The following is a 17,602-nucleotide window of genomic DNA, read 5'->3' on the forward strand; positions in this document are numbered from 1 at the left end:
GTTCAATGTGCGTGTATGATTGATGGATAAAACCGAGAATTAAGGACGACGGAAGTTGACGAAACCACCATTACGGTCGAACCAGCCTCTAAATGCCCAGTTGATGTAGCCGCCGTCACCTTTGTTTGTGAAAGATCCATTTTCGAATACCCAGACTCCGTACGTAATACTTCCGTATTTCACAGTAGCAAACGTTTTGACGCCGTTGAAACGAGTCTCATAACCTTGGCTTAAGTTAAATACCATGACATTGTATTTTGCGCCAGCAGCATAGAAAGCAGACTCCATTAATCCTTTGACAAAGCCTTCACGGTTTGTGTTAGCATTTGCAGCATTGATTAATGCATTTGCAATACCAAGTACATCAAAGTTAATATTAACGTTTCCTGCAGTTGTAGATGCTTTACCTTCAGCAGCTTTGTTTAAAACAGTTTGCTGAAGTGTAGTAGAAACAGGTGCTGAAGTTTTTGGCTCAGCAGCGTCAGCGAATACTGGCAGTGTCGAAGAAACAGCAGTGGCAAGGGCAACAGAAAGAATTGTTTTTTTCATTGGTCAGATCTCCTTTGTTTTTAAATTTTGGGTCTTCTTTTTTGTAAAATGTGAAACTAAGTGAAGCCGGTCATCAATGAGGTAAATATGTTCCTGCAAGATAAAACAAATGATTGCCTAATCCGCTAATTTCTTTGTTCACCTCCTTGATATGTCATAATTATACAAATATTTTTGGAATGGAAGATATCACCCAGAGGTTCTATTTCTAATTTAAGGAAAATGAGCCTAAAATGTTGAAGGATGCTGTCGAATTTTAGCTGAATTCGACTAAAAACTTTCATCTATCCAAAAGGAGAATGACCACAAATAAGGAAGATATAACTGATAAATTCTTGTACTCTTTATGTTTAAAAGTATTCAATCTAGAGAATCATTCATGCAAAATGAAACAATCACATCTGCGTATGTTTGCAGAAAGGAAGAGGACATGTATGTGGGAAAAACAGCTTGCGGTAGAGCCGCCGTATCATTTCGATCAAGTGCTTAGACGCTTATCAAGTGATCCATTAAAAGCAGTCGATTTGAGTCAAAGAGAAATCAAAGTGCCGATCAGATTAGAGCAAAAACCGTACGTGGTCATCGTTCAAGCTACTGGAACAAAGGATGCGCCTATGTTTCGGGTACGGGCAAACGGCCCAGAGGAACCCCTTCTTTCTGAGGTGAAACGGATATTTGGCATGGAGCATCAATTACACATGATTCAAGACCATTTTTCTCAAACCAATCTAGCGCCCATTTTTGAGCAGCATATCGGAACGCCGCTCATGCTGGATTTTCATTTATATCATTGTTTAATGAAATGTATCATTCATCAGCAGCTTAATCTTTCGTTTGCTTACGAGCTCACGAAACGATTTGTCCATACGTACGGCGAGCAAATAGAAGGTGTATGGTTTGATCCTTTACCAGAAACCATTGCCTCTCTTGAAACAGATGATTTGAGAAAGCTTCAATTTAGTCAGCGAAAAGCAGAATATGTCATCGATGTATCGAAACGAATTGTGAGCGGCTCACTTTGTTTAGAGGAATTATACGATTTATCTGATTTGGAGGTGGAAGAGCGATTGCTTCCGATTAGAGGGATCGGACCTTGGACAGTTCAAAATGTGCTCATGAATGGGCTTGGAAGGCCAAATCTTTTTCCGATGGCAGATATCGGTATTCAAAACGCAATCAAACGGCACTTTGACCTGCCTGAAAAACCGACAAAAGAAGAGATGTCAGCGCTAAGCAAGGAATGGACCCCATATTTAAGCTACGCTTCTTTATATTTATGGAGAAGCATTGAGACAGATAAATAACGGAAAGGAATTTTCTCTCTTTGTCTAAGACGTGATATACTAATGAGATGGAATAAAATGAAGACAACCTATCAAGGGTTCAAATAGAACGGAGAGAATAAAGTGAAAGAAAAACAGCAAGGTGCCCTTTTGCAAAAGGGACAGCAGTTCCCGCTTACCATTAAACGCCTTGGCATTAATGGTGAAGGGGTCGGTTATTTTAAAAAGCAAGTGGTCTTTGTTCCAGGTGCGCTTCCAGGTGAGGAAGTGGTCGTTGAAGCAACGAATGTCCAAGCAAAATATGCAGAAGGTACAGTGAGGAAAGTGCGAAAGCGCTCCGAGCATCGAGTCAAACCGCCATGCCCAGTATACGAACAGTGCGGCGGCTGTCAGCTTCAGCATTTGGCGTATGAGCAGCAGCTAAATGAAAAGCGTGATATTGTCATTCAATCAATGGAGCGCCATACAAAGCTAGCGGTTGAAACGCTTGATATTCGGCCAACGATCGGTATGGAAGATCCGTGGCATTACCGAAACAAAAGTCAGTTCCAAGTAGGACGTTCTCACAGCGGAGACATCATTGCAGGACTTTATGGACTAAATTCCCATAAGCTTGTACCGATCAAGGAATGTATCGTGCAGCATCCAAAAACGAACAAAACAACAGGCGTTGTCCGCAAAATTTTAGAGAAATTCGGCGTATCGGTCTACAATGAACGGACAAGAAAAGGTGACGTACGCTCGATTGTCGTGCGTGTCGGCTTTGAAACAGGTGAAGTACAAGTCGTTCTTGTCACATCAAAACCTGAATTTCCAAAGAAAAAAGAAATCGCAGAAGCCATTCAAAAACGTCTGCCTGAAGTGACGTCCATTATGCACAATATCAATGGAGAAAAAACATCAGTCATCTTCGGCCATAAAACATCTCACCTAGCTGGCAATATGGTCATTCAAGAATTTTTAGGAGACGTCTCCTTTGAATTGAGTGCTCGTGCTTTCTTCCAATTGAATCCAAAGCAGACGCTAAAGCTTTACGATGAAGCGAAAAAAGCGGCCAAACTGACTGGAAAAGAAAAGGTTGTCGATGCGTATTGCGGTGTTGGGACCATTGGGATGTGGCTCTCAGATGGCGCCAAAGAAGTACGAGGAATGGATGTCATCAAAGAATCGATTGATGATGCCAAGAAAAATGCCAAAAAACACGGCATGAAAAACGCGACCTATGTGACAGGAACAGCTGAACATTGGCTGCCAAAATGGGTCAAAGAAGGCTTCCGTCCTGACGTCATCGTCGTCGACCCGCCAAGAACAGGCTGCGAGCGCACCTTCTTAGACACCGTCAAACAAGTCAAACCAAAACGCTTTGTCTACGTCTCTTGCAACCCATCCACACTAGCAAAAGACCTTGAATACATGTCAAAAGACTACAAAATCGAATACATGCAGCCAGTTGATATGTTTCCGCATACCGCGCATGTGGAGTGTGTGGTGTCTTTATCTCTTAAATAAAAAGGAAATAACAGCTATGATGGACCGAAACCAGCAATAGAAAAGGCAGTATCTAAATGATAAAAACCCTTCCAACAGGAGGGGTTTTACTTTAACTAACAATCTATTTTTCCTATTCGGGTTCTTATTGTACTTAGTTCTCTATAGTGAGACACCCATCATGTACTCTCGATTCTCAAAACAACTTATGTCTCACGCAATTATCAGCTGGATGAATATAAAATCAAGGTCTTCGGCAAGGTGCTCTTTAAATATAATTTTAAGTATTTTAATGGGAGTGATTCAATATGAGACTGAAAGAACATGAAAAATAACAACTTTATACATTCGTAAGAGGCCCGCCAAATATTTAATCATTAAACTCAAAATGATAATTGGAGGGATTATGATGAATGCCAAACAGTTTTCTTCATTTATAAAACAAGCAGATGAACCTTTTGTTGGGTGGGATTTCTCATTCATATCTGAAACTGGAAGAATGAAAAGTGAGCTGCTTTCATGGTCATATGGTAGTATAGCTACTTCTCTTGTTCAAAATGCAAAATCAATGCTGGACATGGGAACAGGTGGTGGAGAGTTTTTATCAAAATTAAGACCTTTTCCAACGTCAGTTTATGCTACAGAAGGTTACTTGCCTAATGTACCTATCGCAAAAGAACGATTAACACCCTTAGGAGTGAAGGTAGTTCAAATTTCTAATGATGGAAATCTTCCGTTTGAGACTGGAAAATTTGATCTTATCATCAATCAACATGAGTCATTTTCATCTAAAGAGGTGAGAAGAATTATCTCGAAAGAAGGTATTTTTCTAACTCAACAAGTCGGTGGACTCGATTGCATAGAGATTAATGAGAATCTAAGGGTACCAATAAATAAAGATTTTATTGATTGGAACTTAAAGAAAGCTTTAAACGAAATACAGGAGAATCATTTTGAGGTGTTGAAAAGTGCAGAAGAGTTCCCTATTCAAAGATTTTATGATATCGGAGCATTGGTGTATTATCTGAAAGCAATTTCTTGGCAAGTGCCAGGTTTTGAAATAAGTAATTTCAAGGATGAATTATACACCATTCATAAAATAATTGAACAAAAGGGTTATTTTGACGCAAAACAACACAGATTTATTATTTTAGCTAAAGCAGTTTAGTTGGAAATGGAGCCTTTGATATATTTGAAGGCTCCAGCCTAATTTTGAATAGATGCCACCATGAAACAAAAGATGAAAAATAATAAAACGTACGATTCAGTTGATCATATGTTTCCTTTTATTATTGTCGGGCTTGAAAGCATTCTAAAAATAGAGGAGGATAACGATGAGCCAATTTGATAGTCTAACAAAATACATACCGATGCTCCGCGAGGATCATATCGGAGAATGGGTGATCGATCAAGAAAATGATGGAACAGCTGAACGCCCAATCCAGATGCCTTTTGTGCATTATTCCGAAACGGTCCAACGCTTTATCGAAGATATCTATACCTTTGCAGAACAACATCAAGAGCTGGAGCTTATCCGCTACAGAGAAATCCTCAAAGAAAATGGCATTGAAGGTGGATTGAACGAAATCGAGAATGTGGACCTCTCACATTTAAATGCGCAGTGTGTATTTGCTCTCATCATGGGAGTGGTGAGTGCTGAGCGGTTTTGCGATGGTGCCATATTCGATTCTTTTAAAAGTGGAGCCATCTTAAAATGGATTGAAAGATTGAAAAACCTAGATGTATGACATCTAGGTTTTTTTATTTTTGAAACGAGATTACGAGCATGTGAATTGCTCCACTTCTTGACGAAATAGATCAAGCAGCAGCTGCTTGGTGTTTTCCAGAGAGAGATGGCGTTCCTTATGAGTTAAGATTCCTATTGGGATAAAAGGGTCTTCCATTTCAACTGGAACTTTCACAAATTCGTCTGACAATAGAGTAGAAGAAAGAACAACTCCGACAGAGGGGAATTTTTTTAGAAATGATGGAATCGCTGAAATCTGGCTGATGGTGTAAGTGAACGGCTCCACATTTATTCTTGAGAGTTCCTTTTGTAATTTTATGTGATATAAACAACTTTCCCCGCCAATAATCAAAGGCTGTTCATAAAGATCTTTGATCAATGAAATCGGTCCAACTTGATCTGCCTGCTGTTTTGCGATAATAAAAGACATTTCCTCCTTGTACAACTCCTCAAACGGAAGTGTATTCATCACTGGTTCCCCTGAAATGGCAAAATCGAGCTCTCCCTTGAGCAGAAGCTTGTGAAGAAAGTCTGTATTACCAATGATAAAGTGGCATGTGATATTCGGTTTTTGCCTCCTGAATGTTTGAAGGACGGAAGGAAGAATAGTGGCAGCAATTGGTTCTATGACGCCTATATTCAAGGTTCCGATTTCTTCTTTTTGGAGTTTTTGTGATTGCTCTAATACAAAATGCCAATGGAGTATCAGCTGATCAATCTCTTTGGCAAACAATTGTCCCGAAGGGGTTAATTCAGCCTCCCATCCTCTTACAAACAATTGAAATCCTAACTCCTTCTCTAATCGTTTGATCTGATTCGTTATGGTTGACTGTGCATAATTCAATTTTTGAGCGGCTTTTGAGAATGTCCCTTCCTGAATGATGGCTTGAAATGCTTTTAACTCTTTTAAGTCCATTTCTAATAATCTCCATTCATTTTATGAATACAATTTTATATATTATTCAATTATATAAAACAAGTATTAGGATGTAAAATGAATGTAGACAGAAAAAAGGAGATGACATTCATGCCATTTGTAAAAGTCAGCTATATGGAAAATGCGTACGATACAGAAAGCTTAGCTTCTGTTAGCCAAACGATCATGAAGGCGCTGATGAAAGAATTTCAAGTTCCTAAAAAAGACTACTTTCAGGTATTCAGTTCACATAAGAAAGAAGAATTTTTTTATGATCCCCATTATCTTCTTCGTCATGAAAGAGATCATCGTCTTTTATATATCCAAATTACATGTGGTGCAGGAAGAACCGAGGAGCAGAAGCAGTCTTTATATAAGGAAATAGCTGACCAGTTGTATTGCCAGCTTCATATCCCGAAAGAAAATGTATTCATTATGCTGATTGAGACAGGGGTGGAGAATTGGTCCTTTGGAGAAGGACTTGCGCAGATGATCAAGTAACAGAACGAATGAAAGGGGAAATAGCTATGCATCAGCCAATCAAGCCAACTGTAAAATTCACTCTCGGAGATTTTGCCCCAGCATTTGTTGAGTATTCTGAAAAAGTTCTCTTTGGAGATTTGTGGAGGAGAGAGGAACTCTCTCTTAGAGATCGCAGTCTGATTACAGTCTCAGCCTTAGTAAGTACGGGCAGCCTGAATCAGCTGGAATACCATTTACATCTTGCCAAAGAAAATGGTGTCACGAAGAACGAATTGATTGAAGTCATCACTCATCTTAGTTTTTATATCGGATGGCCTAAAGCAGCTTCAGCACTAGAAGCGGCTAAACATATTTTGGAGGACGAATAAAGTTCATCAAACAACGAACCCTATTTGAAATAGGGCTTTTTATATGCGATAAATTGTATTTTAAAATCTCCTGTTGACTTTCCCCTTTACTGAAAGGTTTATACTTTGATCAGATCAACAAAACGGAGGAGATGCAGGATGTTTAAAATCGGTGATTTTTCTATGTTAAGTAAAGTCCCTGTCAAAACCTTAAGGTATTATGACCAAATAGATTTATTAAAGCCTAAGCAGATCGATCAAGAATCCGGATACCGGTATTACTCAGCTGAACAGCTGCTTGAGGTCAATCGGATTTTTCTGTACAAGGAATTAGGTTTTACGTTAAAGCAAATGGGTCAGCTTCTTCGTGAAGATATTTCTGTCGAGCAGATTCAGGGCATGTTTCTCTTGAAAGAGAGTGAGATTCAGCAATTGATCGAGAGAGAACAGCAGAAATTAGCGCGTATTAAGGAGCGAATGCACCTCATCAAACGAGAGGGGTGTGTTGAAAAAGAACAGGAGGTCATCATCAAATCGGTTGAAAGTAAAAACATCATGTCTTTTCAATCCAACGGAACTGTTGACGAAATCCCAACATTCTTTCAAACGTTTCATCATTTGTTACATAAACATCCGCAAGAATTGAACTCTGAGCCGCAAATCGTGCTGTGGAGGGAATCACTTGCTCAAGAAAGTGAGTTCGAATTTGAGGTGGGATATTCAGCGAAAGCGCTAAGGGGCTCTCTGCCTCAGGGTATCACGATGCGTACGTTACCAGCTGAAGAAACCATGGCGACGCTCTTATTTCATTCAGATTCTCCATTTGCACAAACTGCTTGTGTTGATCTGGCGACATGGATTGAACATAACGGATACCGCGTGAAAGAAGATCAGCCGGGGAGAGAGATTTATTACCCATTGTCTGAAAATGAAAAAGGAAGACTCATTGAAATTCAAATTCCTATAAAAAATGAAGTCAAATCGTAAACATTGTCCAAAGGAGAAAAGCCACGATGAAAAATAAAGCCGTTGTCTATTTACTTGCTTTAGCAGCCTTTTTAATTGGAACGATCGAATATATCATTACAGGCATTATTCAAATGGTCGCAGATGATTTACAGGTCACGACATCTGCTGCTGGTTTATTGGTCACATCATTAGCGCTCTCAGCAGCAATCGGCGCGCCGATTGTCATTGCACTGACCATCAATATCGACCGCAGAAAAATATTATCATGGATGCTGATCATTTTTACTGTAAGTAATATCATCACAAGTGTCAGCCATTCGTTTGAAATGGTGTTGATGACTAGGGTTTTACAAGGAATTAGTGGGGGGACTGCCATTGTGGTGGCAATGGCAGTGGCCACTCGTCTTGTCGAACGAGAAAAAAGAGGAACAGCGATTGGCATCATTTTAATGGGATTAAGCAGTTCCTTAGTTTTAGGTGTGCCAATCGGGACATTTCTAAGCAGCATGATTGGATGGAAAGCATTATTTGCAGCCATTGGATTGATCACGCTCATTCCGCTGATTGTTGTGTATAGGCGCATCCCCTCTATGAAAGAACAAGAACCGGTGACGCTAGGTATGCAATTATCGATATTAAAAGATAAGCGAATTTTGCTGGCGGTGGCAGTGACACTTTTTTATGTAGGCGGATATTCCACTTTATTTACCTATTTAACGCCCTTCCTGCAAGAATCAGCAAACCTTAGCATCACAGAAATCAGCGGCATTTTATTACTAGCGGGAATATGCAGCTTTTTGGGCTCCAGTCTTGGAGGGGTTGCAGCAGATAAAAAAGGCCCAACATTCACGATTTTCTCCGGAATTATTCTGCAAATCATCATGCTGATGCTGCTAGCATTTGTGACAGGGAATCTCGTGGTTATGGTGGCGGTGATCATGATATGGATGATCGCTACATGGAGCACATCGCCAGCTCAGCAGCTGTATCTCGTCACACTTGTACCCAAATCTCCTGATATCGCATTAAGTGTCAATACATCGTTTATTCAATTCGGATTTGCTTTAGGCTCGGGTTTAGGAGGTCTTGTATTGAGCAGGACATCTATACTGCACCTGAGCTGGATCAGCGCTGGAACGGTTCTTCTTGCTTTACTCATGACTATCTTGATGGTGGCGTTTGACCGAATCTCTCAGCAGAAGAGTTTGAAGGTGATGGAGCAAGGAAGGTAACATGAACGATTTCACTAGTGAACATACAAATTTAGTTTTGTATTGTGGGAACTACTTATTTAGGGTAGTTCCTTGGCCCATTTCGTGGGCTTTTTTTTATAAAAATTCTTATCTCTGCACTTCTGCTTTATTACTTATGTAAATACCTGATCTCCTTGTCATACTTTTGAATGAAATTGACTCAATAGAATTGACGTAAGAACCGTGAATAGGTGAAGATGAAATAAACTGTAAGATAAAGGGAGACGAATAATGATACATATCATATTTGGGGCGGCAGCTGCCGGTAGTTTAAAACAAGCAGTACGTGAAATGAAGCAAGATCAAATAGATGATATCATCGCTTTTGATGATATTTATTCGATTGGACCACTTCTACATTTACACGAACATAAAGGACAAGCGAACCGTATAGAATGGCTGCGTAACGTGATGTCAAATGAATATGGCTATTTTGACGACATGGTCAACGATCAGCACAGAATGCTTCAGCAAATAAAAGAAATAAAAGCTGGCAGTCGTATACTTCTCTGGACAGGCAGTAATGCCCATGAGCAAATTGGCTTGCGATATGCCGTCTATTTATTAAAAGAGAAAAGCATAGAATTGTCAGTAATCAATACAACGACAGCATTTGATCAGCTGTTCAATACAAATACAAGAAGAATGGATATTCGACATTCCGGAGAAATCACATCTGAAAAATTTAAAATTTTGTACGAGAGTAAAGAGCATATTCACACAATGACAACAGAAGAAAGAGAAAGATTACAAAATGATTGGCTTTCACTTGCTAAAGAAAATCATACGCTGCGGATATGGCAAAAAGGACAAACGATCAGCGTACCAGAAGATGAATTTGATGCTTATTTAGTGAAAATGGCTAAGCGGCTTCATCAGTCCGCGCCAGAAGAGGAGTACATCGTCACTCCACGTCTAATAGGAGAAGTCATTGGTCATTTAGATCAGTATATCGGCGATGATTTTATTGAATATCGACTGAAGACATTAATTGATCAAGGAATTTTTGACATGAAAGGAAAACGAACTTCCATGCGTTATTACTCAATTAAACTGACAGAGTTCGGTCAGAACTTCAAAAAATGGGTATGCTGTCGAGAGTTTGTAGATCATCCTTTTGTGAAAATTGAAGGAGATTACGGTGAACCTTTTCAGTGTGGGTATTGCGAATGTCATTTAGAAAGAGATGATGTACCAATGAGTGATACTCTTTTCTCAAAGATCTGGAATTGGAACATACAGTATGGCCGCTGGTTTGACGAAGAGACCGATGATTTGCTGCCAAATGGCGTAGACATGGAAAGGAAGTTCAATCAAGAAGGAGAGCGTATCACTGAAGAAGTGAAACGAGCCTTATCTCCTGCGTTTCAAATTGAATACAGCCCAAGTGAATACGCGCAATATTATATTTAAAGAATGAATTTTCTTATCACTGCACAAAATAAAGCTTTACACAATCCATCATCATCATGTAAGATATGGAGAAATTAAAAGCGAAGAAAAGGACATGAGCAATTTTTTACTGGTTACCAGAGAGGGAAGTCACGCTGAAATCTTCCTAACGCAGGAAAGTTGTCTTACCACCTTTGAGCTGTATTGGGGAAATCACAGTATCCGATACCGTCAATGCCACGTTACGGCACCAGAGCCATAAAGCGAATACGCGTTATGGGAATTTGGGTGGAACCACGGATATCACATTCGTCCCTTTATGAGGGATGGGTGTGTTTTTTTGTACACTCATATAGGATCATTGCTTTGAAAAGAACATGAGCAGCTTTTACGGTTACCAGAGAGGGAAGTCACGCTGAAATCTTCCTAACACAGAAAAGCTGTCTTACCACCTTTGAGCTGTATTGGGGAAAATTGCAGTATCCAATACCGTCAATGCCACGTTACGGCACCAGAGCCATAAAGCGAATACGCATTATGGGAATTTGGGTGGAACCACGGATTACACATTCGTCCCTTTACGCGGGATGGGTGTGTTTTTTTATTTCAAAAAATAGGAAAGGTGTGTCGGTTATGAGAGAAAACATGGTGAAGATTCAATTTCCGGATGGAAAGATAAAGGAGTTTCCCGCAGGTACGACTGTCGCAGATGTTGCCTCCCATATTAGTCCGAGCTTAAGAAAAAAAGCAGTGGCAGGTAAGGTCAATGATCAAATGGTTGATTTAAGAGAGCAGCTATACAGCGATGTTCGGCTGTCTATTGTCACACTAGATTCAAAAGAAGGGCTTGAAGTGCTGCGCCATACATCTGCACACGTATTAGCTCAGGCTGTGAAAAGGTTATATGACAATGTCACACTGGGGATCGGACCTGTCATTGAAAATGGATTTTACTATGATATGAAGCTCAATCAAACATTAAGTGTAGAGGATTTGGCTGAAATTGAAAAAGAGATGAAGAACATCATTAATGAGAATCATCCTATCCAAAGAAAAGAGGTCTCTTACAAAGAAGCTGAAACGCTGTTTGCACATGATCCATATAAGCTGGATATTTTAAAAGATTTACCCTCTCAAGAAGCCATCACGGTTTATCAGCAAGGAGAATTTGTAGATTTATGCCGCGGGCCGCATGTACCTTCTACAGGGTACTTAAAGTCATTTAAACTAACACGTGTTGCAGGGGCTTATTGGCGGGGAGACAGTCATCAGGATGTCTTGCAGCGAGTGTATGGTGTGGCGTTTCAACATCCAAATCATCTCGCTGAGTATCTTCATTTCATGGAAGAAGCAAATAAACGTGATCACCGGAAATTAGGGAAACAGTTATCCCTCTTTATGTTTTCAGAAGAAGCGCCAGGTATGCCGTTTTATTTACCAAAAGGTCAGATTGTCAGAAATGAATTAATGGCCTTTTCAAGAGAAGTGCGAGGCAAAGCGCAATACGAAGAAGTGAGTACACCGTTTATGATGAACCAAGAGCTTTGGGAAAAGTCAGGGCACTGGGACCATTATCATGAAAATATGTATTTCTCGGAAGTAGACCATACAAGCTTCGCTTTAAAACCGATGAACTGTCCAGGGCATATGCTCATGTTTAAAAACAGCTTATATTCATACAGAGACCTTCCGATTAGAATGGCTGAGTTTGGTCAGGTGCATCGTCATGAATTTAGCGGAGCGTTAAATGGATTGTTCAGGGTCAGAACATTTTGCCAAGATGATGCCCATATTTTTTTGAGAGAAGATCAAATTGAAGCTGAAATCAAACGGATTTTTCAATTAGTTGATCATGTGTATCGGACGTTTGGGTTTGAGTATTCAGTCGAGCTATCCACTCGTCCAGAAAAAGCCTTAGGGGATGACGCTATTTGGGATATATCCGAAACAGCGCTAAAAAATGTGCTTGATCGTCTAAAGGTCGACTACCAGCTAAATGAAGGAGATGGGGCATTTTATGGCCCGAAGATCGATTTTCATATTAAAGATGCCCTGCAGCGGAGCCATCAGTGCGCCACAATTCAGCTGGATTTTCAAATGCCTGAGAAATTTGATTTAACATATATCAACGAAAAAAATGAAAAGGTACGGCCAGTTGTGATTCACAGCGCCATTTTTGGTTCTCTAGATCGTTTCCTAGGTATTCTCATCGAGCATTTTGCGGGCGCTTTCCCATTATGGTTAGCACCAGTACAAGTACAAATCATCCCTGTCTCAACTGTTCACCTTGATCACTGCTTAGAGGTGCAGCAGCAATTAAAAAGTATCGGAATAAGGGCCACAATCGATGAGCGGGATGAAAAACTTGGCTATAAAATGAGAGAAGCACAAATGCAAAAAATCCCTTATATCGCGGTCATTGGCGATAAAGAAATGGAAGACAACACACTAAATATTAGACAGTACGGAGAAAAGACGTCAAAAGAGCTGTCTATTGAGGACTTTAAACACATAGCAGCTAAGCAAATAAAAGAAAGATCGGCTGCTCAGATATGATGTGATGATTTTATGAAGAAGGATCAGACGTTCATTGAATGATGGGCGTCTTTTCATTTGCGAAAAAAGCCGAATTGACAGTAGAAAGGGAAAATATTGAAACATTTTTTCGGTAAAATCGTAATAAAGATAGAGCGTTCAACAGAAACCGTTTAAAACGGAGAGGAGTATTGCATGGAACAAGCAGCACTGAAAAAGATGAGATCGAAACAAGTAGTTACCTCTAATTTACTATTCGGCATGGTGATCTTGATTTTTTTTATTTTGATTCAAAATGTTGAAATTCAATTTACATATTTCTTTCTTTGTTTAGGAATCTTCATGCTCCTTCAAGGTATTTACGGCTTGATCAAAAAAGGATCAACAAAGTCTATCATTCCCATATTTGAGCAGGTAGCCATTTATGAAAAAGAGAAATTAGGAAAAGAGTGGGAGAAAGAACAAAGAGTGGAGAATATTTGGAAATTGGTATTGAGCGGGCTAATGTTCTTCCAGTCATTTAGTTTTCAAACGATGCAAGCCCCATTTTTTCATATAGAACCTAAGTTTCTCATTTTCTTATTTGTTATGGCTCTAGCCATTATCAATATAAGCATGCTCTTTCGCTTTAGAAAAATCGACCGATCGACGGAAGCGCATGGATTAAAAGGCTTTACAAAGGAATCAAACATGATGGCAATGGCTTTAGGATTATTATCAGTGATTGTCATATTCGGATTTATCGTCATCTTTTTTCTTCCATAAAACTGAATTTTGAGGTGAAACAAATGAACGCAAACATTCAACAACTGATCGATCAGACAAAGGCGAAATTTGGTTTAGATCTTTACTATTTAAAAAGACACAGTTTTCATCGCTACGTCAATATGTTCAATGAAACGGTTTATACATTGAATATGGAATGGTTTCCCTCTCATGAAGCTGAACCCGAGGACGATGATCTAAACCCGGACGGCACAGCTGTGATTGACGTGAACTTGAATACAGGCCAGATTGAAACGGTTATTTTTGTCATGGATAAAACCTTCGCGAAGAATGGTGTCACATTTAAGAGGCCTTATCCAGCTCATGTCATTCAATGGATCGAACAAGAAACAGGGTTGGTCTATGGCGAGCACTTTCACATGCAACAAAAGGAGAAAGGGGAACTTTTTTTCGAAGAAGCAATAGATGGTGTGAAAGTGACGCCTTCAGGCAGAATCGAAGTGAAATGGGATGAACATGGGCAGCTCATTCACTATATACATCGAGGGCCATTTATGGCAAAAAAACGACTAAAAACTGAAGAATATGTGCTTTCCATTGATAGGATCGAGGATTTAGCCCAGCAGCAAGTGCAGCGGTTTGATTGGCCATTCTTCGAGCAGAATCGAATCCGCCCTATATATGCGTTAGAAGAAATTTATGTAAAGAACGATGGAACAGGCACGCTTCCGTTTGAAATTGGGCGTGAAGAAACGCATTGCATCCACATGCATCAGGTCATGGAGTGGAATGAATCGTTAAACAAAGCCTTTGAAAAAAAGGAAATCGATATAAACGAGGACATTACTGCTGAACAAGCCTTCTCACTGGAGCCTTCACCAGATACATTCCCGATCTCAAAAGAAGAGCAGGCTGAGTGTATCAAAGCGGTTCGAACCTTTTTGGCGCAAAAATATTCAAAGGATACAGGGAAGTGGGTGCTAAAAACACTCCACCGTGATCATGGCTACATCGAAGCGATATTAAAAACGAATGAGCAAGAAGGCTGTGGTTTTATGGATAAGATCAAGGTCTTCATTGATGCCAGCACCTTTGAAGCTATTAATTACATAGATAAAAAAGAGATGTTTCAAGTATGCGGGATACTCAATCCATCTCAAACAGTTAGTGAAATCACCATATCTCAGAAAGAAGCCTTTGAAACATTGAGAGAACACCTCGAACTTACACCCATCTACGTCTATGACGATGTACAAAAACAATATGTTTTATGCGGAAAGCTCGACTGTCATGATGGTGTTGATGCAATAAGCGGCGAGGTGTTCTCTTTGAAAGACCTTTCATAACTTCTAAAAGAACAGTGAGCAACTGTTCTTTTTTATCCCATTTTCCTCTTTTTAGAATAAAAATGGAATTTTGTAGAAGGAAGTTGTCGTTTCATCACGAAAGAAACAGATAAGAATATGATCATAGGTCCATCGATTGGAATTCGTATTTCATATAGTAAACGTCATACATATTGAAAACCCATTGCAGTCAAGTTGATCTACAAATCTTTTAGAAGAAAAAATGAAATCATGTCTCTAGTAGTAAGCGAAAATAGGCGGACTGAGATCATAGGATGAGTTGAACATGTTTGTTTTTAGGTAAGCTTAAAGCCATAAATAGAAGAAAGTGAGGATATCTACCTTGAGTACATTGGAAGTGTTTCGTCAGTTTTTGGTTGACCATTATCCTGCGTTACAAGATGAGCTTTGGCTAAAAGATGTTGATACCCTTCGAATTTCTCCTATTCTTCATCCTTTTCTGAAAAGCAAGCTGCCAGAAGGAATCGAAAAATTCACCTGTGTTCTATTCACGCAGCAGACAGATCAAACCGCTGCACCGCTCAAAGTCTACCTTTTATTAGATGAATATGAGCAATCGCTTTACGCCATTGATTTGATGAATGAACAAATAGCGCTTCATTAATACAGAAGCAAAAAAGCTGCTTGAGAGCTCCTCAGCAGCTTTTCTTGTGAATATTAGTTTGTCATATCAACCAATCTTGAGTGCAGGTTGTCCAATTCTTTCTTTGTTGGAAAAGAGCTGATCAGCAGCGTAGGGCGTCCTAGTTGATTAGGAAGCTCAGTATCGGTCACAATCATATCAATCCCAAGTCGATCCATTGTCAGTTCATTTAATGTATTTTCTGGACTTGTGAAAATATGAATGAGAGGAGGCAATCTTAATTTAATTAAATCCGCAATCAACAAGCTATGATTATAACCTAATGTTGAAATGACAAAAATGTTCAACACGTTTCTCCGATCCATTTCCAAATGAACAAGCCCCCTCCAGTTAGAAGTAATGATACGAATCAATTCTCGTTCATTTTTCACTAAAGAAGCAAGTATATCGTCTGTTTTTAGCTCTTGGATGATATGAGTAATCCTCGAATAGAAGTAAGGAAGCTGTTTTTTTACCTCTGATAAATACCTCGATTTCTTTTTGAAAAGGAATCCATCTCTTACGGTAATTTCCCTAGAATACACATAATATTGGAGAAGAATCAGTGTCATCGCCTTGCGATTAGCCACCTCTTGATGAAAAATCAACTCCAATTGATTGATAAAGGAATGAATGGCTTCGAAGAGGTGTGGTGTATGCGATTGAAAGAACATCAATTTTTCTTCGACAGTTTCAATTGATTTATAATGGCCAATAGCTGGTTCAATCAATAGTAAAAAGACAAATTCGTGACGATCCAACGTAACACCAAAAGTGTCCTTTGTCATTTGGCAAACGTGTTCTTCCAAGTTTTTGATTTGATTATAGATACCTTTAGCTGTAGATGATTGTTTTTCCTTATCCAATGAGTACCTATAATTGCGTCGTATTGAAAAATTTTTCCTCACTCGGTGTATGGAAACGGCGAGCCATAGGCAAAATTTATCTATAGCCACATCAGGTAGATTGACTTCGAGCACCTGAAAAAGCTTATGTAAAAAATCAACTGCATCTTGCTTTTGAATATCATCGAATGGCCAAAGCCTGCTTCCATAGACTTCAAACAAAAATTCCACAAAAAATTGACGAATCTCCTTCTCATTCCCATGGAACTGCATACTATCTGGTCGTAACTCAATGTCATACGAGATAAGAAGCGAATTGATTTTATGAATGGTGTTATACAATGTGGATCTACTGATATTCAGCGTGTCCATCCATTCATAGAAAGACCTGTTTTGTTCAAAGAAAACGCCGTCAATCAATCGAATTTCAATCGTATCTTTTAGAATTTCTTTGATATAGTAGTCGACTCGTATCGTCTGTGTATAACAAATGGATATGCCTTGTCTTGGCTTTATGTGGATTAACGGCTCTCCGTTCTCTGTTTGGAACGACTTCATTTGTTCTAAATCGCTTTGAATGGCACGAACGGAACCGATATTTTCATTCGATATCTCTTGAAGGCTCCACCACTTATCTTTTGATACAAGCAGTTTTAAAATGTTTATCCATCTCTTTGATTTATTATCAATGAGCTCCATTAAACAACTAACTCCTTCCCTTGGCTTGCCTCTATATGATGAAGTTCACTTAAAGAACATTTGATTTTCTAAATAGGCATAAAATGATTTTAATGTTTAGGCTAAATCGTTTTGTCTTCACTTTTCATGATAAAAGAGAAAAAAATTAGACGAAAACAAATGTTATTCCCTGATTCTCCATATATTTCTTTTAAAAGGTGATAAGTAAGCCATGAATCCTATAAAAATGGATCATTTTAGATATTTAAGTTTATTTTTTTGCTGTTGAAACGGTAAATGTAAGAATAAAACGCAGCAGATTTTTGATTACCATATGAAAGGGAGTAGAAAGGAATGCGATTTATATAATGCTGAACTGACTCACCTTACATACGATATGAT

The 17,602-nt window shown here is 39.1% G+C and carries 16 protein-coding genes and 2 other annotated features; of the genes, 13 read left to right on the forward strand and 3 right to left on the reverse strand.

Going from position 1 to position 17,602, the window contains the following annotated elements:
- Window positions 1–39: 39 nt before the first annotated feature.
- A complete protein-coding gene (locus NSQ76_RS04460) occupies window positions 40–549 on the reverse strand; it encodes a hypothetical protein (RefSeq protein WP_024425256.1) in 510 nt (169 codons plus the stop codon).
- Between the two features lie 434 nt (window positions 550–983).
- Here NSQ76_RS04460 and NSQ76_RS04465 point away from each other — a divergent pair, with 434 nt between their 5' ends.
- The 4 genes from NSQ76_RS04465 to NSQ76_RS04480 all read left to right on the forward strand — a co-directional run bounded on the left by NSQ76_RS04465 (window position 984) and on the right by NSQ76_RS04480 (window position 5,068).
- Entirely contained in the window at window positions 984–1,853 is an 870-nt protein-coding gene (locus NSQ76_RS04465; RefSeq protein ID WP_341052697.1) for a DNA-3-methyladenine glycosylase family protein, read from the forward strand.
- A gap of 102 nt (window positions 1,854–1,955) precedes the next feature.
- Complete coding sequence (gene rlmD / locus NSQ76_RS04470) at window positions 1,956–3,341, forward strand: 23S rRNA (uracil(1939)-C(5))-methyltransferase RlmD (protein WP_341052699.1); 1,386 nt, start codon at window positions 1,956–1,958, stop codon at window positions 3,339–3,341.
- 388 nt (window positions 3,342–3,729) lie between these two features.
- On the forward strand, window positions 3,730–4,488 hold the full coding sequence (locus NSQ76_RS04475; RefSeq protein WP_034623173.1) for a methyltransferase domain-containing protein: 759 nt from the start codon (window positions 3,730–3,732) through the stop codon (window positions 4,486–4,488).
- Window positions 4,489–4,654: 166 nt separating this feature from the next.
- A complete protein-coding gene (locus NSQ76_RS04480; protein WP_056767715.1) occupies window positions 4,655–5,068 on the forward strand; it encodes a DUF6508 domain-containing protein in 414 nt (137 codons plus the stop codon).
- Between the two features lie 30 nt (window positions 5,069–5,098).
- Here the strand turns inward: NSQ76_RS04480 and NSQ76_RS04485 are convergent, their stop codons facing one another.
- Window positions 5,099–5,983 (reverse strand): LysR family transcriptional regulator, encoded by an 885-nt coding sequence (locus tag NSQ76_RS04485; RefSeq protein ID WP_341052703.1) that lies wholly within the window; start codon window positions 5,981–5,983, stop codon window positions 5,099–5,101.
- 111 nt (window positions 5,984–6,094) lie between these two features.
- Between NSQ76_RS04485 and NSQ76_RS04490 the strand changes: the two genes are divergently transcribed.
- From NSQ76_RS04490 to NSQ76_RS04530, 9 genes are all read left to right on the forward strand, one after another.
- Window positions 6,095–6,484, forward strand: coding sequence for a tautomerase family protein (locus NSQ76_RS04490; protein ID WP_025093498.1), 390 nt, complete (start codon window positions 6,095–6,097; stop codon window positions 6,482–6,484).
- Window positions 6,485–6,510: 26 nt separating this feature from the next.
- On the forward strand, window positions 6,511–6,834 hold the full coding sequence (locus tag NSQ76_RS04495; RefSeq protein ID WP_025093497.1) for a carboxymuconolactone decarboxylase family protein: 324 nt from the start codon (window positions 6,511–6,513) through the stop codon (window positions 6,832–6,834).
- Window positions 6,835–6,972: 138 nt separating this feature from the next.
- The gene (locus NSQ76_RS04500; protein WP_341052708.1) at window positions 6,973–7,800 is read left to right on the forward strand and encodes a MerR family transcriptional regulator; all 828 of its coding nucleotides are present in this window, start codon (window positions 6,973–6,975) and stop codon (window positions 7,798–7,800) included.
- A 26-nt stretch (window positions 7,801–7,826) separates the two neighbouring features.
- A complete protein-coding gene (locus NSQ76_RS04505) occupies window positions 7,827–9,014 on the forward strand; it encodes an MFS transporter (protein ID WP_098676643.1) in 1,188 nt (395 codons plus the stop codon).
- Window positions 9,015–9,266: 252 nt separating this feature from the next.
- The gene (locus NSQ76_RS04510; RefSeq protein ID WP_341052714.1) at window positions 9,267–10,448 is read left to right on the forward strand and encodes a DUF1835 domain-containing protein; all 1,182 of its coding nucleotides are present in this window, start codon (window positions 9,267–9,269) and stop codon (window positions 10,446–10,448) included.
- A 74-nt stretch (window positions 10,449–10,522) separates the two neighbouring features.
- Window positions 10,523–10,747: a binding site (T-box leader), on the forward strand.
- 37 nt (window positions 10,748–10,784) lie between these two features.
- Window positions 10,785–11,008: a binding site (T-box leader), on the forward strand.
- Between the two features lie 52 nt (window positions 11,009–11,060).
- A complete protein-coding gene (thrS, locus tag NSQ76_RS04515; RefSeq protein WP_341052716.1) occupies window positions 11,061–12,983 on the forward strand; it encodes a threonine--tRNA ligase in 1,923 nt (640 codons plus the stop codon).
- Window positions 12,984–13,157: 174 nt separating this feature from the next.
- A complete protein-coding gene (locus NSQ76_RS04520; protein ID WP_070326765.1) occupies window positions 13,158–13,727 on the forward strand; it encodes a hypothetical protein in 570 nt (189 codons plus the stop codon).
- A gap of 23 nt (window positions 13,728–13,750) precedes the next feature.
- The gene (locus tag NSQ76_RS04525) at window positions 13,751–15,034 is read left to right on the forward strand and encodes a hypothetical protein (RefSeq protein WP_268421833.1); all 1,284 of its coding nucleotides are present in this window, start codon (window positions 13,751–13,753) and stop codon (window positions 15,032–15,034) included.
- 343 nt (window positions 15,035–15,377) lie between these two features.
- On the forward strand, window positions 15,378–15,659 hold the full coding sequence (locus tag NSQ76_RS04530; protein WP_024425245.1) for a hypothetical protein: 282 nt from the start codon (window positions 15,378–15,380) through the stop codon (window positions 15,657–15,659).
- Between the two features lie 53 nt (window positions 15,660–15,712).
- Here the strand turns inward: NSQ76_RS04530 and NSQ76_RS04535 are convergent, their stop codons facing one another.
- Window positions 15,713–17,221: a helix-turn-helix domain-containing protein gene (locus NSQ76_RS04535; RefSeq protein ID WP_216100181.1), complete on the reverse strand. Its 1,509-nt coding sequence runs from the start codon at window positions 17,219–17,221 to the stop codon at window positions 15,713–15,715.
- Between the last annotated feature and the right edge of the window lie 381 nt (window positions 17,222–17,602).

This window comes from Bacillus sp. FSL M8-0256 (assembly GCF_038005765.1).
Lineage (GTDB): Bacteria > Bacillota > Bacilli > Bacillales > Bacillaceae > Bacillus > Bacillus safensis.

Excerpts from the sequence above, each read along its gene's own strand:
- NSQ76_RS04510 (WP_341052714.1), top strand. The coding sequence starts at position 9,267 with ATGATACATATCATATTTGGGGCGGCAGCTGCCGGTAGTTTAAAACAA.
- NSQ76_RS04485 (WP_341052703.1), bottom strand. The coding sequence starts at position 5,983 with ATGGACTTAAAAGAGTTAAAAGCATTTCAAGCCATCATTCAGGAAGGG.
- NSQ76_RS04525 (WP_268421833.1), top strand. The coding sequence starts at position 13,751 with ATGAACGCAAACATTCAACAACTGATCGATCAGACAAAGGCGAAATTT.
- NSQ76_RS04535 (WP_216100181.1), bottom strand. The coding sequence starts at position 17,221 with ATGGAGCTCATTGATAATAAATCAAAGAGATGGATAAACATTTTAAAA.
- NSQ76_RS04475 (WP_034623173.1), top strand. The coding sequence starts at position 3,730 with ATGAATGCCAAACAGTTTTCTTCATTTATAAAACAAGCAGATGAACCT.
- NSQ76_RS04520 (WP_070326765.1), top strand. The coding sequence starts at position 13,158 with ATGGAACAAGCAGCACTGAAAAAGATGAGATCGAAACAAGTAGTTACC.
- NSQ76_RS04460 (WP_024425256.1), bottom strand. The coding sequence starts at position 549 with ATGAAAAAAACAATTCTTTCTGTTGCCCTTGCCACTGCTGTTTCTTCG.
- NSQ76_RS04480 (WP_056767715.1), top strand. The coding sequence starts at position 4,655 with ATGAGCCAATTTGATAGTCTAACAAAATACATACCGATGCTCCGCGAG.
- NSQ76_RS04490 (WP_025093498.1), top strand. The coding sequence starts at position 6,095 with ATGCCATTTGTAAAAGTCAGCTATATGGAAAATGCGTACGATACAGAA.
- NSQ76_RS04500 (WP_341052708.1), top strand. The coding sequence starts at position 6,973 with ATGTTTAAAATCGGTGATTTTTCTATGTTAAGTAAAGTCCCTGTCAAA.
- NSQ76_RS04505 (WP_098676643.1), top strand. The coding sequence starts at position 7,827 with ATGAAAAATAAAGCCGTTGTCTATTTACTTGCTTTAGCAGCCTTTTTA.
- NSQ76_RS04465 (WP_341052697.1), top strand. The coding sequence starts at position 984 with ATGTGGGAAAAACAGCTTGCGGTAGAGCCGCCGTATCATTTCGATCAA.
- thrS (WP_341052716.1), top strand. The coding sequence starts at position 11,061 with ATGAGAGAAAACATGGTGAAGATTCAATTTCCGGATGGAAAGATAAAG.
- NSQ76_RS04495 (WP_025093497.1), top strand. The coding sequence starts at position 6,511 with ATGCATCAGCCAATCAAGCCAACTGTAAAATTCACTCTCGGAGATTTT.